At 61.4% G+C, this 18,067-nt stretch carries 14 protein-coding genes; 7 read left to right on the top strand and 7 right to left on the bottom strand.

Annotation, left to right across the window (positions count from 1 at the left end; all coding sequences use genetic code 11):
* Positions 1–2 precede the first annotated feature (2 nt).
* The 6 genes from FHE74_RS08885 to FHE74_RS08860 are packed head-to-tail and all read right to left on the bottom strand — an operon-like array spanning position 3 to position 5,630.
* Entirely contained in the window at positions 3–662 is a 660-nt protein-coding gene (locus FHE74_RS08885) for a sirohydrochlorin chelatase (RefSeq protein ID WP_139466162.1), read from the bottom strand.
* Positions 662–1,933 (bottom strand): sulfate adenylyltransferase subunit 1, encoded by a 1,272-nt coding sequence (locus FHE74_RS08880; RefSeq protein WP_139466161.1) that lies wholly within the window; start codon positions 1,931–1,933, stop codon positions 662–664. Before FHE74_RS08880 ends, FHE74_RS08885 begins: the two co-directional genes overlap by 1 nt.
* Positions 1,933–2,838 carry a sulfate adenylyltransferase subunit CysD gene (gene cysD, locus FHE74_RS08875; protein ID WP_139466160.1) on the bottom strand — a complete coding sequence of 302 codons (906 nt, stop codon included), beginning with the start codon at positions 2,836–2,838 and terminating at the stop codon, positions 1,933–1,935. Before cysD ends, FHE74_RS08880 begins: the two co-directional genes overlap by 1 nt.
* Before the next feature lie 56 nt (positions 2,839–2,894).
* Positions 2,895–3,695, bottom strand: a complete 801-nt coding sequence (locus FHE74_RS08870) for a phosphoadenylyl-sulfate reductase (RefSeq protein WP_139466159.1) — start codon at positions 3,693–3,695, stop codon at positions 2,895–2,897.
* Positions 3,685–3,966 carry a hypothetical protein gene (locus tag FHE74_RS08865; protein WP_139466158.1) on the bottom strand — a complete coding sequence of 94 codons (282 nt, stop codon included), beginning with the start codon at positions 3,964–3,966 and terminating at the stop codon, positions 3,685–3,687. The genes FHE74_RS08870 and FHE74_RS08865 overlap by 11 nt, the downstream gene beginning before the upstream one ends.
* Positions 3,963–5,630 carry a nitrite/sulfite reductase gene (locus FHE74_RS08860; protein ID WP_139466157.1) on the bottom strand — a complete coding sequence of 556 codons (1,668 nt, stop codon included), beginning with the start codon at positions 5,628–5,630 and terminating at the stop codon, positions 3,963–3,965. The genes FHE74_RS08865 and FHE74_RS08860 overlap by 4 nt, the downstream gene beginning before the upstream one ends.
* Positions 5,631–6,232: 602 nt before the next feature.
* On the opposite strand from FHE74_RS08860, the gene FHE74_RS08855 reads away from it, so the two are divergent.
* From FHE74_RS08855 to FHE74_RS08825, 7 genes are all read left to right on the top strand, one after another.
* Positions 6,233–7,951 carry an ABC transporter ATP-binding protein gene (locus FHE74_RS08855; protein ID WP_139466156.1) on the top strand — a complete coding sequence of 573 codons (1,719 nt, stop codon included), beginning with the start codon at positions 6,233–6,235 and terminating at the stop codon, positions 7,949–7,951.
* On the top strand, positions 7,951–9,918 hold the full coding sequence (locus tag FHE74_RS08850; protein ID WP_139466155.1) for an ABC transporter ATP-binding protein: 1,968 nt from the start codon (positions 7,951–7,953) through the stop codon (positions 9,916–9,918). The genes FHE74_RS08855 and FHE74_RS08850 overlap by 1 nt, the downstream gene beginning before the upstream one ends.
* Before the next feature lie 318 nt (positions 9,919–10,236).
* The gene (locus FHE74_RS08845; RefSeq protein ID WP_139466154.1) at positions 10,237–12,300 is read left to right on the top strand and encodes a hypothetical protein; all 2,064 of its coding nucleotides are present in this window, start codon (positions 10,237–10,239) and stop codon (positions 12,298–12,300) included.
* A gap of 238 nt (positions 12,301–12,538) precedes the next feature.
* Positions 12,539–13,135: a peroxiredoxin gene (locus FHE74_RS08840; RefSeq protein ID WP_139466153.1), complete on the top strand. Its 597-nt coding sequence runs from the start codon at positions 12,539–12,541 to the stop codon at positions 13,133–13,135.
* A gap of 3 nt (positions 13,136–13,138) precedes the next feature.
* The gene (gene ahpD / locus FHE74_RS08835) at positions 13,139–13,663 is read left to right on the top strand and encodes an alkylhydroperoxidase, AhpD family (RefSeq protein ID WP_139466152.1); all 525 of its coding nucleotides are present in this window, start codon (positions 13,139–13,141) and stop codon (positions 13,661–13,663) included.
* Between the two features lie 168 nt (positions 13,664–13,831).
* The gene (locus FHE74_RS08830) at positions 13,832–16,567 is read left to right on the top strand and encodes a heterodisulfide reductase-related iron-sulfur binding cluster (RefSeq protein WP_139466151.1); all 2,736 of its coding nucleotides are present in this window, start codon (positions 13,832–13,834) and stop codon (positions 16,565–16,567) included.
* Between the two features lie 92 nt (positions 16,568–16,659).
* Positions 16,660–17,355, top strand: coding sequence for a hypothetical protein (locus tag FHE74_RS08825; RefSeq protein WP_139466150.1), 696 nt, complete (start codon positions 16,660–16,662; stop codon positions 17,353–17,355).
* Positions 17,356–17,476: 121 nt separating this feature from the next.
* Here FHE74_RS08825 and FHE74_RS08820 read toward each other — a convergent pair whose 3' ends face one another.
* A complete protein-coding gene (locus FHE74_RS08820; protein WP_139466149.1) occupies positions 17,477–17,740 on the bottom strand; it encodes a DUF1540 domain-containing protein in 264 nt (87 codons plus the stop codon).
* Between the last annotated feature and the right edge of the window lie 327 nt (positions 17,741–18,067).

The raw sequence follows: 18,067 nt of genomic DNA, 5'->3' as shown, positions 1-18,067 counted from the left end.
TCTTACCCGGATAGTGCTGCACGGTAGCGGCTCGCCACGACCCCGGCTAGGTCTCTGCCCAAGGGGGCAGCGATCGGAACCGAGACCTGCCGATGGGCCTTATCCAGCAGCAGCCCTTCGCTGACGAAGATCGGCACCACCAGGTCCCCTTCCTGAACAGCATCCGGCAACGGAATACTCGCCCCCGTCGCCGGAACAACCTCAACGTCCACCGAGAGCAGCTGAGCAACCTGCTGCCGAAGCTCTTCCATGTCACGCTGAGCCTGCTTGCGCGAGGACCCCACCGGGAAGAGAATCACCCGCTGAACACCTGGCACTCGAGCCCGGTGAGCGACCACCTCGGCAACATCCGGGCCCACCCCGATTGATGGGCCCAGCACCAGATCAAGTGCATCTATAGCTGCCACCTCGGAGGGGACGTCGTGACGCGCGTGGTATCCCGAGCTAAAGAGCAAGGGAATTACCACGGCCTGGGGGTGGCCGGCCTCGGCAACCCGCCGGGACACTGCTTCCAACGTGTCCGCGCTGAAATCCAGGTGCGCCAGCTCAACCGGTACGTCCAGCTCGGCGGCAACTGCCTCGACCAACGCCTCTAGCTCACCTAAGGCGCGCGGGTGGCGGGATCCGTGAGACAAAAGGATCAGCGGGACGCGGGAGCTCATTAGCGCAGACGAGTCCCCACAAATCCGGCGGCCAGGGTGTTGCCAGAAGCCTTGTCTACCAGCAGGAAGTTGCCCACTGCACCGCGTGCGGCGTACTCCTCCACCGGGAGCTCTCGGGCGACCTGGATGCTGACGTGCGCGATCTGGTTGAGCTCTACCGATTCGGCATCGTGCTCGTCGCCGTCTGCGCCGCCCAAGTCGAGCACACGGGAAATACCCGAGATCCGGCCGCGCTCGAGGGCTGCCCCGTAGCGAACCAGGACGTTCTGCCCCGGCTTGAGCGGCTTATCGGTGAGCGCAACGACCGTGGATTCGAACTCGCGAACCGGCTCCGGGAAGCTCCCGGCGGCGATCAGGTCGCCGCGCACCAAGTCGATCTCGTCGGCAAGACGCAGAGTTATCGAGTCCCCGGCGGTGGCAGTCTGCGCCGCGTCGAGCCCATCGGCGGTATCGATGTGGGTGACCGTCGTGCGCTGTCCACCGCTGACGGTGACCTCGTCGCCGACGGAAATGGAGCCCGCCTCCACCAGCCCTGCATAACCGCGGTAATCGGTGGAATGCTCGCGCAGGACGTACTGAATGGGGAGGCGGAAATCCAGCTCGGTGGCCCGCCCACGAGTCACAGGAATGGTCTCCAAGACCTTGAGCACGGTCGGGCCGGTGTACCAGTCCATATTGGCGCTTGGCTCAACGACGTTGTCGCCGCGCAGAGCGGAGATTGGGATGACGTGCGGATCTTCCACTCCAAGCTCCATGGCCTTGGCGTTAAACGCTGCCTCGATGTCACGGAAGACCTGCTCCGAGTAATCCACCAGGTCGATCTTGTTAACGGCCAGTACCACCGAGCGCACTCCCAACAGGGAGGCGATGGTCAGGTGGCGTACGGTCTGCTCGACCACGCCGTGGCGGGCATCGACGAGCAGGACCACCACCTGGGAGGTGGACATGCCCGTGACCGTGTTGCGCGTGTACTGCACATGGCCCGGGGTGTCAGCGAGGATGAAGGCCCGCTCGTCGGTGGCGAAGTAGCGGTAGGCCACGTCGATGGTGATGCCCTGTTCGCGCTCGGCACGCAGGCCGTCGACAAGCAAGGACAGATCGAGGCCATCGAATCCACGATCCGCAGAAGTCTGCTCCACGCTGGCAAGTTGGTCGGCGAGGATGGACTTGGTGTCGTGGAGCAGGCGGCCCACAAAGGTGGATTTGCCGTCGTCAACGCTGCCGGCTGTGCACAGGCGCAGGGTCTCGCGGTGGCGTAGGGAGTCGGACATCAGAAGTAGCCTTCCTTCTTGCGGTCCTCCATGGCGGACTCGCTCAATCGGTCGTCTGCGCGGGTGGCACCACGCTCGGTCAGGGTGGAGGTAGCGATCTCCGTGATGATGTCCTCGATCGTCGTGGCCTCGGACTCCACGGCTCCGGTGCAGCTCATATCGCCCACCGTGCGATAGCGCACCCGCTTGGTCACGATCTCCTCGTTATCCCGCGGCCCGCCCCATTCGCCGGCGGTCAGCCACATGCCGTCGCGCGAGAAGACCTCGCGGTCATGGGCAAAGTAGATCTCCGGCAGGGAGATGTTCCGGGCGCCGATGTACTCCCACACGTCCGACTCGGTCCAGTTGGAGATGGGGAAGACGCGAATGTTCTCCCCGGGAAGCTTCTGCCCGTTGTAGAGGTGCCACAGCTCGGGTCGCTGACGGCGCGGGTCCCAACCGCCGAAGCTGTCACGCACGGAGAACACGCGCTCCTTGGCGCGGGAACGTTCCTCGTCGCGGCGAGCCCCGCCAAGGACGGCGTCGTAACCACGATCAGCGATCGTCTCCACCAGGGGCACCGTCTGCAGGGGGTTGCGCGTGCCGTCGGGGCGTTCTTGTAGCTCGCCGCGGTCGATCCAGTCCTGCACCTTGGCTACGTGCAAGCGCGCACCGGTCTCGGCAACAATGCGGTCGCGGAACTCCAGGACCTCCGGGAAGTTGTGCCCGGTATCTACGTGCAGCAGCTCAAAGGGAATGCTCGCGGGCGCGAAGGCACGTCGTGCCAATTCCAGGACTACACACGAATCCTTACCGCCGGAGAACAGGAGTCCCACCTTGTCGCACTGGCCGGCGATATCGCGGAGGATGTGTATCGATTCATTCTCTAGTTCCCGCAGGTGCGGGGATAAAGCTGCAAAAGTCACGTTAACTACTCTCTCAAAAATTCCGGTTCTCGGTGCGAGGTCGAGGGGCGCGGGTTTTAGGTGTGCAATCCACACTCGGTCTTAGCTGATCCCGCCCAGCGCCCGGCGCGTGGGTCTTGCCCCTCAGCGACGGGAAGAGTGCAGGTAGCGCACCCAATGGAGGGGTATCCCTGGCGTGTGAGCGGGTGCACGATCAGGTCACGCTCGGCGATGAAGGCCTCGGTGTCCTCCAGGCTCCAGGTAATAATCGGCGAGATTTTCAGCCGGCCGGTCTTATTCAGCGACAAGGCCGGGGCCTGGGCGCGCGTGGGCCCATCGGCCCGGCGCAGGCCATCGATCACTCCCACGTACGGGCTTAGCGCGCGCTGCAGGGGCTCGACCTTGCGCATCCGGCAACACGCCGTGGGGTTGGAGCGGTAGAGGTTCTTGCCGTACACCTCGTCCTGTTCCTCCCTCGAGAGGGTGGCGGTGACCCGCAGGAGATGGTTGTCGGGGTATCGCTTCTCGACGTCCCGGGCAACCTCCAGGGTCTCCGGAAAGTGGTACTCGGTATCCAAAAAGAGCAGGTCAGCGCCCGGGAGGTGATCCTTGGCCAACTCCGCGAGCACTGTGTTTTCCATGCTCATCGTGATCACGACCGGCCCCGGAGCGTGCTGCTTGGTCCACTCGAAGATGCGCTCGGCCGGGGCGTCGTAAAGCTCATCGGCGTAGCGCTCGACGAGCTGGCGGTTGCGTTCTAAGGTCTCGTCGTCCAGTGGCTGGGCGGTCGTGGCGTCACCCGGCGGGCTGAGTTCGGGATCCCGCTTCGGCTCGTTCTCGTCGGAGCTGGGATTCAGCAGGGAAAAATTAGAAGCCATTGCGTGCGCCGCCTTTCTGTAATGCCTCGGACCCAACCTTTTCAGTGTGGCCGGATGCTAAAGATTCTGCATCACGAGCGCCTTTGCTCAGGTGGTTGAGGTACGCCTGCGCGGTGGACGGTGCGGGCTCGAAGGCGTGGTCGGCCGGTTGAGCTCCGTGGTCCTTGACGGAGAAAGCCCGGTGGCATTCAGTGCATGCCCAGGCGTGGTCGTCGATCTCCTCCGGAAACAGCGCCTGGCCAGCGCAGAAGGGGCAGTACATCGGGGTCAAGAGACCAGCTCCTCGTCGGCGCGCAGCACCCAGTCACGGAAGATTTCGCCGTCGTTGCGGTCCTCCAGGTAGTTCGACACCACGCGCACCACATAGTCGGTGAGCTGCGTGGAGGTGACCTTGTGGCCGCGGATCTTGCGGCCAAAGTTCGCCCCTTCGCCGACGGTTCCGCCCAGGTGAACCTGGAAACCCTCGACTCGGTTGCCGTCCTCGTCCGTCACGGTCTGACCCTTGAGGCCGATGTCGGAGACCTGGGTGCGGGCGCAGGCGTTGGGGCAGCCGTTGAGCGAGATCGTGATCGGCGAGTCGAGGTCCCCGAAGCGGGACTCCAGCTCGTCGACCAGCTCGATCGCACGCGACTTGGTAGTCACATGGGCAAGCTTGCAGAACTCCAGGCCGGTGCAGGAGAGCATGCCGCGCTTGAACTCGCTGGGGTGGGCATGCAGATCAAGCAAGGCAAGATCGCGTTCGAAGGGCTCCAGCTGATCGCGTTCCAGGTCGAGGAAGAGGATTTCCTTGAAAGGAGTCAGGCGAATTCGGGTGATGCCGTAGCTCTCCGCCAGGTCGGCAACCTTGATGAGCTGCTCCGCGCGCATGTGCCCCAGGATGGGCTTAACGCCCAGGTAGAACTTGCCGTCGGCCTGCTCGTGCACGCCGATGTGGTCCCGGTCGATCAGATTCGGGGTGGGGTCGGGGCCGTCGAGAAGCGAATACCCCAAGTACTCCTCCTCGAGCACGCGCCGGAACTCCTGCGGACCCCACTTGGCCACCAGGAACTTCAGGCGCGCTCGGTTGCGCAGGCGGCGGTATCCGTAGTCGCGGAAGATGCCCACCACACCTGCCCAGACCTCGGGCACCTGCTCGGCGGTGACGAACACGCCCAGAGACTGCGAGAGCATCGGGTTGGTGGATAGCCCTCCACCCACAAACACCTGGAATCCGGGGCCGTGCTCGGGGTGCCGCACGCCCTGGAAGGCGAGGTCCTGGATCTCGTGGGCGACGTCCTGGCGGGCATTTCCGGAGATCGCAGACTTGAACTTGCGCGGCAGGTTTTGGAATTCATCCCGGGGCAGATATTCGCGCTTGATCGTCGCGATCGCTTCCGTGCCATCCACGATCTCATCCGCTGCGACCCCGGCCACCGGGGATCCGAGCACCACGCGCGGCACGTCACCACAGGCATCGAGCGTGTCCAGGCCAACCGTAGCGAGCTTGTCCCAGATCGCCGGAGCGTCCTCTACGCGAACCCAGTGCAGCTGGATGTTCTGGCGGTCGGTCAGGTCGATGGTGCTGCGCGCGTAGTCTCGGCTAATCTCACCGACCACCCGCATGCGCTCCGGGGAGGATAGACCGCCGTCGAAGCGGATGCGCATCATGAAGTACTTGTCATGCAGCTCGGAGTTGTCCTTGCCGGTGTGCTCCCCGCCGAGGTTCTGCTTGCGCTGGGTGTACATGCCCACGAACTTCATGCGCGGATACAGGTCATCCGGGGTGATGGAGTCGAACCCCTCGTGCGCGTAGGTATCACGCACGCGCTGCATCACCGCGATTCCGGGAGCCTCCTGCTTAACCTCTTCGTCGTGGTTGAGCGGCGCGGTCCCGTCGATCTTCCATTGCCCCTCCGACTTGGGTGCTCGTTGGGGTTTAGGCCTGGCGGTGGTCACGACTGTTGCTCCTTGGTTGACGATCTCGTCACTTGAGTACAACACAACATACCGAACCGCTTGGTCTAGTGAGAGCGAGCCGAGCGGTTTACCGACCTTCTGGGCGCTTATCGACGCTCTTTGCCCACCTCAATGCCACCATAAACCGTGTGAATATTAAGGGGTGAACCAACGTTGACCCCACCCCCTAGACCATTCTGTCTACTTTAACCGGAACGCTGCTGAAGATTCATAACGATGAGCACGCAGGCCTCGGCGTCAGAAACCGCCTGATGGTGCCGAAGGCGGTATCCCGGCGCGCACGTCTGCGCCACCGTGGGCAACTTGTAGTTGTCCAGACCCGGGACCAGCTTCTTGGCAATGCGATACGTGCAATAGAAGGATTTGGGCAGCGATGCTAGCGCCGAATGAATCCACGCATGAGCACACCCTCACTTCTGCCATTTCTGGCAACGAATTCCAATAGCGAAAGAGTATCCGGCTCTCAGGCTTTTTCACCATTAACCAAGGTTGAGCGGGCGACCATCACCCCTTGGCTCCAGGGCCTCACCCCTCTAGACTCCTGAAAGACAATTGAACATTTAAACGACCAAAGGACCCGGGTGGACCTTCTTAAACTCCTCGCGCACAATGCACGCCCATATCGGCTGGCCATCGTGGCCGTCATCGTGCTGCAGGCAGCCTCCACGGCAGCAACTCTGTATCTACCCTCGCTCAACGCCCGCATCATCGACCAGGGCGTGGCTAAGGGCGATGTTCCTTATATCTGGAGCGTCGGCGGGGTCATGCTGGCGGTTGCCTTTGCCCAGGTGATCACGGCCTGCGCGGCGATCTGGTTTGGATCCCGCGCCGCGATGGGCACTGGCCGCGACATCCGCTCCCGAGTGTTCAACCGCGTGGCTCGCTTCAGCGTGGAGGACGTCAGTCACTACGGCGCCTCCACGCTCATTACCCGCGGCACCAATGACGTCCAGCAAGTCCAGATGGTCTTTTTGATGTTCCTCAACTTCATGGTTGCCGCGCCCATCATGATGGTGGGCGGCATCATCATGGCTTTGCGCGAGGACCCGGGAATGTCCTGGCTGGTCCTAGTCAGCGTGCTTGTGCTCGGCGTGGTGGTCGGACTGCTCATCATGCGCCTACTGCCGAAGTTCCAAGCGATGCAGACCAAGATCGATCGCGTCAACGGTGTCCTGCGCGAGCAAATCACGGGTATTCGCGTGGTACGCGCCTTCACTCGCGAGGAGCATGAGTCTAAGCGCTTCCGCGCAGCAAACACGGAGCTGACTGACTTGAGCCGGGCGATCGGCAATCTTTTCGTTTTGCTCTTCCCGCTGATCCTGGTGATCCTGAATGTTTCCATCGCAGCGCTGCTCTGGTTCGGCGGCCACCGTGTGGACAACGGCGACGTCGAGGTTGGATCGCTCACCGCGTTCATGCAGTACCTGATGCAGATTCTGGCCGCGGTGATGATGGGTGCGTTCATGGCCATGATGCTGCCGCGTGCCATGGTGTGTGCTCAGCGCATCACCGAAGTGCTTTCCCACTCTCCTAGCATCGTCGAGCCCACCGAGCCTGCCGGCCAGGTTGCTGGTCCGGCGACTGTGGCCTTTGACGACGTCACGTTCTCCTATCCCGGGGCAGAAGCCCCCGTCCTGGACAGCATTTCCTTCCATGCTCGTCCCGGAACCGTCACGGCCATCATCGGTTCGACAGGCTCCGGCAAGACCACCCTGGCGGGTTTGGTGCCCCGCCTCATGGTGCCCAGCTCCGGAAGGGTCAGCATCGGCGGTGCTGATATCACCGAGCTGACTCGCGATCAGATCACCAAACTCGTCTCGGTGGTGCCACAAAAGCCGTATCTCTTCTCCGGAACGGTGGCGAGCAACCTGCGTGTTGCCAACGCTTCCGCCAGCGAGGAGCAGCTGTGGGATGCACTGCGCATCGCACAGGCAGACTTCGTCGACGACCTGGAAATGCCCATCTCCCAAGGTGGAACCAATGTTTCCGGCGGCCAGCGCCAGCGCCTGTGCATCGCCCGCGCCTTGGTGTCTCAGGCCCGGGTCTACGTGTTTGACGATTCCTTCTCCGCACTGGATATGGTCACCGAATCTCAGCTCCGTACAGCTCTTGCTCCGCGGATGAAGGACGCCACCATGATCGTGGTGGCTCAGCGCGTGTCCTCAATCCAGGATGCTGACAACATCATCGTGCTCGATGCCGGCAAGATCGTGGCCAGCGGAACGCACGATGAACTGGTGAATTCCAGCGAAACCTACCGCGAGATCGCCGAGTCTCAGATGATGGAGGATGCCCGCTAATGGCCTCCCACAAAGCTTCGTCCGCCAAGTCCACCGAGCTCACTGACGAGGAAATCCTGGAGCTGCAGGAGAAGATGGGCGGTGATGACTGGTCGGGCTCCGCACCCCGTACCGCCAAGAACTTCCTGCCTTCTGCACGGCGCATGCTCGGGCTGCTCGCACCACACAAGATCACCATGGCCGTGGTGGTCGGTCTGGTCATCGTGTCCGTGCTGTTTAGCGTGTGGGCACCCCGCGTCTTGGGCCGGGCAATGGACGTCATTTTCTCCGGCGCGATTGGCTCGCGCATGCCTGCTGGGGTGACCCAGGACCAGGTCATTGAAGGCCTGCGCGCCCAGGGCGAAAATACATTCGCCGACATGCTCTCCGGGATGCACCTCGTCCCTGGCCAGGGCATCGATTTTTCGCTTCTGGGCCGGCTAATCCTGATTATCCTCGGCCTCTACGTGGCTTCCTCGGCGGCGATGTGGCTGCAGGGCTTCCTGCTCAACCGCATCGTCATGGACGCGATTTTTGAGCTACGCGCCAGCGTCGAGCGCAAGGTCAACGCTCTGCCGCTGAGCTACTTCGATCGCGGTCAACGCGGCGATATTCTCTCGCGCACCACCAACGATGTGGACAACGTTCAGCAGGCCATGCAGCAAGCTCTTTCCCAGGCGTTGCACTCCATCCTGCTCATCATCGGCATCACCATCATGATGTTCTCGGTGAGCTGGCAACTCGCCCTCGTCGCCCTGCTGGGCATTCCCCTGACCGGCATCGTGCTGGCAGTGATCGGCACCCGATCGCAGGCGCAGTTCAAGACGCAGTGGCGCGCAACAGGCCAGCTCAATGGGCATATCGAGGAAACGTTCTCCGGCCATGAAGTAATCACGCTCTTCGGGCGCCAGGAGGCGTCAGTGCAGGAGTTTGAGGAGCGAAATGGAGAGCTCTATGGGGCGTCGAGAAGCGCCCAATTCCTCTCGGGCCTGATGATGCCCATCATGCAGTTCATCTCGTACCTCTCGTACGTGGCCATCGCGGTGCTGGGTGGATTGAAGGTCGCGTCCGGGTCGCTGACTCTGGGCCAGGCCACGGCTTTTATCCAGTACTCACGTCAGTTCAATCAGCCGCTGAGTGAGCTCGGCGGCATGATGCAGATGGTGCAGTCGGGCGTGGCCTCGGCAGAGCGCGTCTTTGAATTCCTGGACGCCGAGGAGCAGGTTCCAGAAACCGAGCAGTCCGCTTCGCCCCACCGCGCCCGCGGACTGGTCGAGTTCGAGGACGTCTCCTTCTCCTACACCGACGAGCCTCTCATCCAGGACCTTGATCTGCGCGTCGAGCCAGGCCAGACCGCCGCCATCGTCGGCCCCACTGGCGCGGGCAAGACGACCCTGGTCAACCTCATCATGCGTTTCTACGAGCTGGATAAGGGCAGGATTCTTCTCGACGGCCACAACATCGCCGAAATGCCTCGCCACCAGCTGCGATCCCAGGTGGGCATGGTGCTGCAGGACGCCGTGCTCTTCGAGGGCACGATCATGGACAACATTCGTTACGGCCGCCTGGACGCCACTGACGAGGAGGTCATCGAGGCGGCGAAGGCGTGCTACGTCGATCGGTTCGTGCACTCGCTTCCCGACGGCTATGACACCCAGATCGATCAAGACGGCGGCTCCTTGTCCGCGGGCGAGCGGCAGCTAGTCACCATCGCGCGTGCGTTCCTCTCACAGCCGGCGCTGCTGATCTTGGACGAGGCCACTTCCTCGGTGGATACGCGCACGGAAGTGCTAGTGCAGAAGGCCATGGCAGCGCTGCGCTCGGAGCGCACCTCCTTTGTGATCGCTCACCGCCTGTCCACCATCCGCGACGCGGACGTCATCCTGGTCATGGAAAACGGCCAGATCATGGAGCAGGGAGACCACAATTCTCTGCTGGCACGCGAGGGTGCTTACTACCGACTGCATCAGGCTCAGTTCGCGCACTGACGACGCAGGCTCACCATGAGGCTGGGGTTCTCCGACTTCCCTTAAAGGGACGAGAACCCCAGCCCTTTCTGTGTGATTAGAGGTTCATTGTGCCGTCGCCTTCGCGTAACCGAACGGTTACGCGAACGGGATATTCATTACCTCAGTGGGAAAACGTAACCGCAGGGTTCGGATCATTTCTAGCAGTGGATCACGTCTGTCCAACCGCCGTACAGGTCTGGGAATCGTTGGGCTGGCGATTTCACGAGGGGACTGATGTGCCTTGTCGGAAACGCACTCGTTGTCTCTTATCCGATCCACCGGGAAAGTGTCTTACTCATGTCATTTCGTTCTCGAGCACTGCTCGCCACTGTAGTTTCCGCCAGCTTGGTGACCTCCCTCGCGCGCCCTGCCACAGCCGCCGACGCTACGAATCAACCCGACCTAGGAAACCTATACGGATCCAATACTCCGTACCCGGCCCCGGAAACCGCGCCGGTGCTAGAGCAAGCTCCAGCAGGATATTCCCCGGTCTACGTGGCAGCGTTCCTTCGCCACGGTTCACGCACCTCGTCCAGTGCGGATCACATCAACCAGATGATCAAGGTTCTGGAAAAGGCAAAGTCAGAAGGTACATTAACACCCCTCGGGGAAGAGCTCCTTTCGTTTTACCGCAATGACATGCTGCCTGCCCATAACAAGATTGGCGGCGGGAATCTGACCGAACTCGGCAAGTCGGAGTGGACGGCCTGGTCCCAGCGCGCACAGGATCGACTGCAGAATCTGCCGTCCGGAAAGATCGCAGTTGAAGCCTCGACTAAAGCTCGCGCGATCGATTCGGCCAATGTGTTTATCGGAGTCACCCAGAACTCGCCAGAGAACCAACACGCTCTCCCGGCAAAAGCCACGCCTATCAAGGAAGTCCTGCAGTCTTTTGATGTGCCGAACTTGCCGTCTTCCCAAGAACGTGACCAGTATTTGAAGACTGATGGCCTCTACGCAACCGTCAAGGGATATCCCACGAACCCGGCTGATGCGCTCTCTGTGATGCCCAATGTGCTGCGCCCCTACATCGGTGACGCCGCCGATCAGCTTTCTTACTCTGGGTACTGCGGTGGCCCGGCTCGCGAATTGTTTGAGACGCGCTCGATCGCAGCCGGAATGAAAACTGAATTGGGCGACAAGCAGTTCCCGGAGCCATCCGGTGCTGAGCGAGAGTCGTTCATGCAGGGCCTCACTATGGTTCAGCGGTGCACCGCAATTGATGAGTGGTACAAGCGCGGGGCCGGTTTCGGAACCACCAGCGACGGGGCGGAACAAACCTTCTCGTACGCTCACGGCAAGCCGGTGCTGAAGCACATGTTCGATGCGATCGACCAACGCGAAAACACAGGCCAAGTAGCAACGGTCATGGCTTCGCATAACGAAGTGCTAACCCCGCTTAACGCAATAATGGCCATCTCTGAGATCGGAGCCGACGCAACGGCCAAGAAGGACGGTGAGCTATTCAATTACACCGACTTCAATGGGTTTACTCAGGCAGAGTCCGACCCGATGATGGGCAATATCGAGTGGGATGTGTTTGGCAACGCGCAGGGCGACCTCATCGTCCGCATGCAGCACAACGAGAAGCCGGTGCACTTTGGTCGCAATTGCCAGGTCAAAGCGGGAACGCAGAACTTTTACGACTACACAGAGCTCAAGGCGTGCCTGCCTGATGTTGGACAAGGCCGTGAAACTGCGCGTGCAGAGCGCTACCCCGCCATGGTCAAACAGATGGAGGATCAGGCCGAACAGATCAAGGCCGTCTCGACACGCCTGGGAGAAGCTGAACAGGCTCTCGCAGAGTCCGACGCCGCCCTGGACCAAGCCCAAAATCAAAACGACGTATTGCGCCAGCAGATCTTGGCTGATCAACAAGAACTCGTTGCATTGATTGAAACCTTTAAGAAGACCAAGGCAGAGTACGACCAGAAGGTGGATTCCAACAGCGCTGAGGCTCAGAAGGTAATCGATGACGCCAACGCCACTATCCAAGCGCAAGCAACGACGCTCAAGGAGCAAGCCGACAAGCTCAGCGACCGAGATGCAGAAATCAAGGCTCAAGCTGCCAGGATCAAGGAACAGGCCGACGCTCTTGATTCCCAAAACGCGACTCTCGACGACCTTGCTAGACAGCTGAAGGAGCAGGAGGAGAAGCTCGCGATCAACAAGGCGCAGCAGACCGAAACCGATAATCTTCTGGAGACTGCCAAGAAGGATCTGGAAGTAGCCCGTTCCCAGAACAACGGTGAGGTCGTCTTCGGCATCATTGGCATCATCATCGGCATTCTTGGGGCGATATTCGGCGCAGGAAGCTGGCTCATGCAGCAACCCTTCGTTCAGGACCTACTTCGCCGATAGCAGCCCGGCATCTCCCCTGAAGGGGAGCTTCGGCCACACCACGGGGCGTCGAGAAGCGCCCCAAGAAACTGGGGTTATAGGACAGGCCTTAATTATCCTTAGGTGCAATTCAGGTTTTTTCTATAAATTTGCCCGATTTCATTGCCAAGCGTGATTGCGGTGCCTAGTGTCGGAGACAGATCGCCCGGGATCCGCCCCAGGCGAAAACGCGAAATCCACAGAAAGAGGTTGACAACACATGGCAATCATGACCGTTGGAGAGAAGTTCCCCGAGTTCGAGCTGACCGCGCTTAAGGGCGGCGACCTGCACCAGGCTAACGCTCAGAACCCGGAGGACTACTTCGAGACCGTTTCCCTGGACAAGTACTCCGGTAAGTGGAAGGTCGTCTTCTTCTACCCGAAGGACTTCACCTTCGTTTGCCCGACCGAGATCGCTGCCTTTGGCAAGCTCGATGAGGAGTTCCAGGATCGCGACACCCAGATTCTGGGCGGCTCCATCGACAACGAGTTTGCTCACTTCAACTGGCGTGCAACCCACCCGGAGCTGAAGGAAATCCCGTTCCCGATGTTCTCCGACATCAAGCACGAGCTCATCCGCGCCCTCGGCGTCGAGAACGCTGACGGTGTTGCCGACCGCGCCACCTTCATCATTGACCCGGACGGCGTGATCCAGTTCGTGTCCGTCACTCCGGACGCCGTGGGCCGCAACGTAGACGAGGTGCTGCGCGTTCTCGACGCTCTGCAGTCCGAAGAGGTCTGCGCCTGCAACTGGGAGGCCAACGACCCGACCAAGAACATCGACAAGATGGAAGTTCTTAAGGAAGGCCTGAAGTAAAGCATGAGCATCGATAACCTCAAGAGCTCCCTGCCCGAGTACGCCAAGGACCAGAAGCTCAACCTGGGCACCCTGGCGCGCGGCACTGAGCTCAACGAGCAGCAGCTGTGGGGAACCCTGCTGGCATGTGCCGCTGCTACTCGTAACGACACGGTGCTTTCCGAGATCGCCGAAGAGGCCAAGGAGCACCTTTCCGAGGAGGCTATCGACGCCGCCTACGGCGCAGCCACCGTCATGGCCATGAACAACGTGGCCTACCGCGCCAAGGGTTGGCTCGGCGATGACTATGCCCAGGTCAAGTTCGGCCTGCGCATGAACATCATCTCCAAGCCGGGCATCGAGAAGGCCGATTTCGAGCTCTTCGCCCTGGCCGTGTCCACCATCAACGGCTGCGAGCACTGCGCTGTGGCCCACGAGAAGGTCGTCCGCGAAGGTGGACTGACCAAGGAGCAGGTCTGGGAGGCTATCAAGATCGCCGGAGTGATCCAGGCGGTTGCCCAGGCGGTTCAGATCGAGGCTGCACGGTAGTTACTCGGTAGAACCCCTTCCCCACAGACATCGCTGCTGATTTTTCGGCAGCGGCGTCTTCGAATTTTTCCGGGTTATTCACAACTGTCCGCTGCGAGAAGGCGTCGATACGCCGCTTGTGGATATAGAACCAAGGCCGTGCGCAGCCCAACCCATATGATGAAAGGCATGTCAGATCTGGCCAGTACTCCCCTCTCGCTCGTGTTAGGCATCCTCAGCGTCGTCCTTTTTGTCCCGGCGCTGATCGTCTTCGCAATCGGGGTGTTTCGGATTTACCGGCTGATCTCCGCCGGCCAGCCAGTAGAGCGCGGCACTCGCACTGACCGTCCGGTGTCCAGGTTCGGCCGGATGCTTGCTGAGGTGTTCGGCCACACCCGCATGGCCAAGCGCCCGGTATTTGCTGTGCTGCACTGGCTGGTCATGATGGGCTTCCTCATGGGTATCGTCGTCTACTTCGAGGCGTTCATCCAAGTGTTCAACCCCGCCGGTGGCTGGCCCCTGCTGGGTAGCTGGAGCGTCTACCACCTGCTGGAAGAGATCCTGGGAGTGGGCACCGTCGTGGGCATACTCGGGTTCATTGGATACCGCATCTTCGTCGGACGCGCGAAGCGCTCCAGCCGATTCTTCTACTCCAACGCCACGGCTGCCCGAGCAATCGAGGCCATCGTCTTGGTGGAGGGCCTGGGTATGGTTCTGGTGAAGGCGGCCAAGATTTCCGCCTTCGGCGCCGAGCACATCTGGCCTAATCCGCTGACGTACTGGATCGCCCAGCTGCTGCCGTCGTCACCCGCGCTGGTAAGCATCTTCGCCTTTATCAAGCTCGTCTCCGGCTTCGCGTTCTTCTTCCTCATGGGCCGAAACCTCACCTGGGGCGTGGGCTGGCACCGCTTCACAGCGTTCTTCTCCATCTTTTTCCGCTCTTCCAACCATGGCCTGGGCAAGCTCAAGCCCATGGTGGCAGACGGAGAAAAGGTCACCCTCGATTCGGATACCGATTCCACCGGCGTGGGTAGTCTGCACGACGCCAGCTGGAAGATGTTGCTGGACACCACCGCCTGCACCGAGTGCGGCCGCTGCCAGGATCTGTGCCCGGCGTGGAACACCAACAAGCCGCTGAGTCCCAAGAAGGTCATGATGGACCTGCGCGATCATGCGATCGCCAATTCCGCAGCTCTGACGGACACCAACCCGGCTCCCGAGGACCACGCGGGTATCGACGTGTTGAAGCTGGCCGGCCAGGGTGGCGTCATCGACGACGACGTGCTGTGGTCCTGCACCAACTGTGGCGCCTGCGTTGACCAGTGCCCCGTGGACATCGAACACATCGATCACATCGGTGACCTGCGCCGATTCCAGGTACTCGCCGAGGCCGACTTCCCCTCCGAGCTGGCCGGAATGTTCACCAACATCGAGAACAAAGGCAACCCCTGGGGACGCAACAACAAGGAGCGCGCCGACTGGATCACGGCCGCCAAGCGCGACGGCATCGACATCCCTGTGGTGGGCGAGGACATCGACACCCTGGATGACACCGAGTACCTCTTCTGGGTAGGCTGCGCGGGAGCTTATGACGACGCCGGAAAGCGCACCTCACGCGCCGTGGCCGAGCTGCTCCATGTCGCCGGCGTGAAGTTCGCCGTGCTGTCCAAGGGAGAGTCCTGCACCGGCGATCCTGCCCGTCGTGCTGGCAACGAGTTCCTGTTCCAGATGCAGGCAGACAAGAACGTCGAGAAGCTCAATACCCTCTTCGAAGGCCACGATCCCGGGCGTCGCAAGATCATCACCACCTGCCCGCACTGCTTTAACACGCTGCGTAATGAGTACCCAGATTTCGATGGGCATTACGACGTCTTCCACCACACCCAGCTACTCAACCGTCTGGTGCGCGACAAGCGCCTGACCCCCATCCCCCGCACCGCCGACAATCGCGCGCCCATCACCTATCACGACCCATGCTTCCTCGGCCGACACAACAAGGTCTTCGACCCACCGCGTGAGCTGCTCGGCGCCACGGGCCTGGAGCTCAAGGAGATGGAGAAGTCCGGCAACGAGGCATTCTGCTGCGGCGCTGGTGGCGCCCGGATGTTCATGGAAGAGAAAATCGGCCAGCGCATCTCCGAGTTCCGCTCCGAACAAGCGCTGGCCACAGGCGCCGAGACCGTCGCCGTCGGCTGCCCCTTCTGCAACACGATGCTCACCTCGGGTGTGAAATCGCTCGAGTCCTCCGCTGCCGTCACTGACGTCGCGGTGATGCTGCGCGACTCCGTGCTTATCGACGGTTCCCTGCCCACCCCTCAGCCCAAATCCCAGGTCGTGCACCCCACGCGTATCGACCTCGGCCTCACCCCTGTGCGCAAATCAGCCGCCCCTGCGCAGCCTGTCCCCGAGCACCCCACCGCTGAACAGCCCACCACTGAACAGGCGGGCACTGCGCCACCCTCATCGAACCAGGCTGCGCCTGCTCAGCCCGCGAACATTTCTGCCCCAGCTACGCCTCCGGCACCTACCCCGACGCCTGCTCCGGCACCCCCAGCCCCTGCGGCTCCCGCTGCGCCCGTTACACCGCCGGCGCCTGCCGCTCCGAGTGCGCCTCCAGTACCGCCGGCACCCTCTGCCCCTGCGGCTCCCGCTGCCCCCGCAGCTCCCCCTGCGCCCGCCACACCGCCGGCGCCAAGTGCCCCGCCAGCGCCAGCAACGCCACCTGCGCCCGCCGCTCCGAGTGCGCCTCCAGTACCGCCGGCACCCTCTGCCCCTGCGGCTCCCGCTGCCCCCGCAGCTCCCCCTGCACCCAGCACTACAAGCGCACCCCAGAAGACCGAAACTCCCAACGTCCCGCCAGCGCCCCCTGCACCCAGTGCCCCGCCGGCCCCTTCGGCTCCGCCTGCTCCCCCGACAAGCAACTAGTGGAGTGATTTCAAGTTAATTCTTCCCAACCCCTTGTTAGGTCACCCTTACTTAGGATAGGGTGACCTTACTTCACGAAAGGGGTTGGGAAGATGGACACCACGAACTTCCAGAACAACTACGCAGTCGATCTAGCTAACCGCATGCTCAGCGGCGCTGGCCTTCTGTCGTTCGTCGCTTACCGGACCTACCCGGCCCGCACCATCACCACGCTCGAGCACAGCCTCGACGTGGACGGCACACTCGTCGTCAAGTGTTGGCAGGACGACGTAGCACACCTCCCCACCAGTGAAGTGCGTATCGACGTCCACAAGGAAGCCCTTGACTGGGGCACCTCCATCGCCTTTGCCAGCGTGCACGCCTTGGGGCGAATCGAATGGCGGGCCGGTGGCGGACCAGTGCGCGTGGGCACCGTCCACCTCCAGCAGTGCCACCTGCATTGGCCGGGAGGCACCCAGCGGATCGATGCCGAAGCCATCAATCCGGCGACCCGGCGCCTCGAGGAAGTCGAGGTCCTGCAGGCACTTTCGACAGCTGGAATGAATACCCTGCATTCCCTCCATAGCGAAGTACAGGTAGGCCTGACCCATGGTTGCGTTTTGACGGACATGAGCTACCCACTGTGCCCCCACCAGCAGAACCGGATGTGGATTGGAGACGCCAGCGAGCACGGGATCGTACTAATTGGATCAACAGACCGTCGCCTCATCACAACCCTGGTAGCGCTTCCCGACGCCGCTACCACCCCCACAGACTTGGCCATTGCCGTGAGCGCGGCCGTGGCCTAATTACAGACTTCGGGCTGGTGTGCTGGTACCTCCATTTCATTGACCGCTAGCCCGATAGATAAAAGCGCGCGGATCTTCCCCCAACGAAGATCCGCGCGCTTTGTTTTTTAAGCCCCGCCTTCTAGCGAGCCTCGAAGGTGTCGCAGGCAGCAGCGGCAGTCACATCTACACCGGAGGCGGTGCAGCTCAGCGCATCATTGTGCACGCACTCGAGACGGTGGCACACACCCACTGCACCTTCACCTTCACCCTTGGCACGGACATCCAGGGTGGCGAAGGTGGCACACGTAGCACCCTCGTTCATGGTGATAGCGGGAGCGGTACAACCGTTCTGGTTGAACGCGCAGGTAGTGGCGGAACAGGTGGAAACAGTGGCCAGCGACATGGTGAACAACTCCTGGAGATCTACAATCTGGAAAGAACTAAAGCCGACAATAAAGACTTTTCAAATTCAAAACAAGGAAGTTGAACCTAACTTAAAATAGGCTTACCTAAAAATAATTAAGACAACATTTTGTTTCTTTATTACCCATAACTGCTGGCCGGGCGGCATGGCGCACGACGCTTGTACGCCCCCTGACCGGCCAAAAGGCGTCCTGGGGGGCGGTTCAAGTGCAAATGTTTACAAAACGGTGGATGTCAACCTGTTTGGAGTCACTGCACCCCCACAAGATTGATACCCACCTGCTCAGCAGGCCCAGCAGCAACCGGC

The sequence above is a fragment of the Corynebacterium tapiri genome, assembly GCF_006334925.1.
GTDB classification, from domain to species: Bacteria; Actinomycetota; Actinomycetes; order Mycobacteriales; family Mycobacteriaceae; genus Corynebacterium; species Corynebacterium tapiri.
The sequence above is the reverse complement of the archived record's forward strand: the minus strand, read 5'-3'. Positions and strand labels throughout refer to the sequence as shown.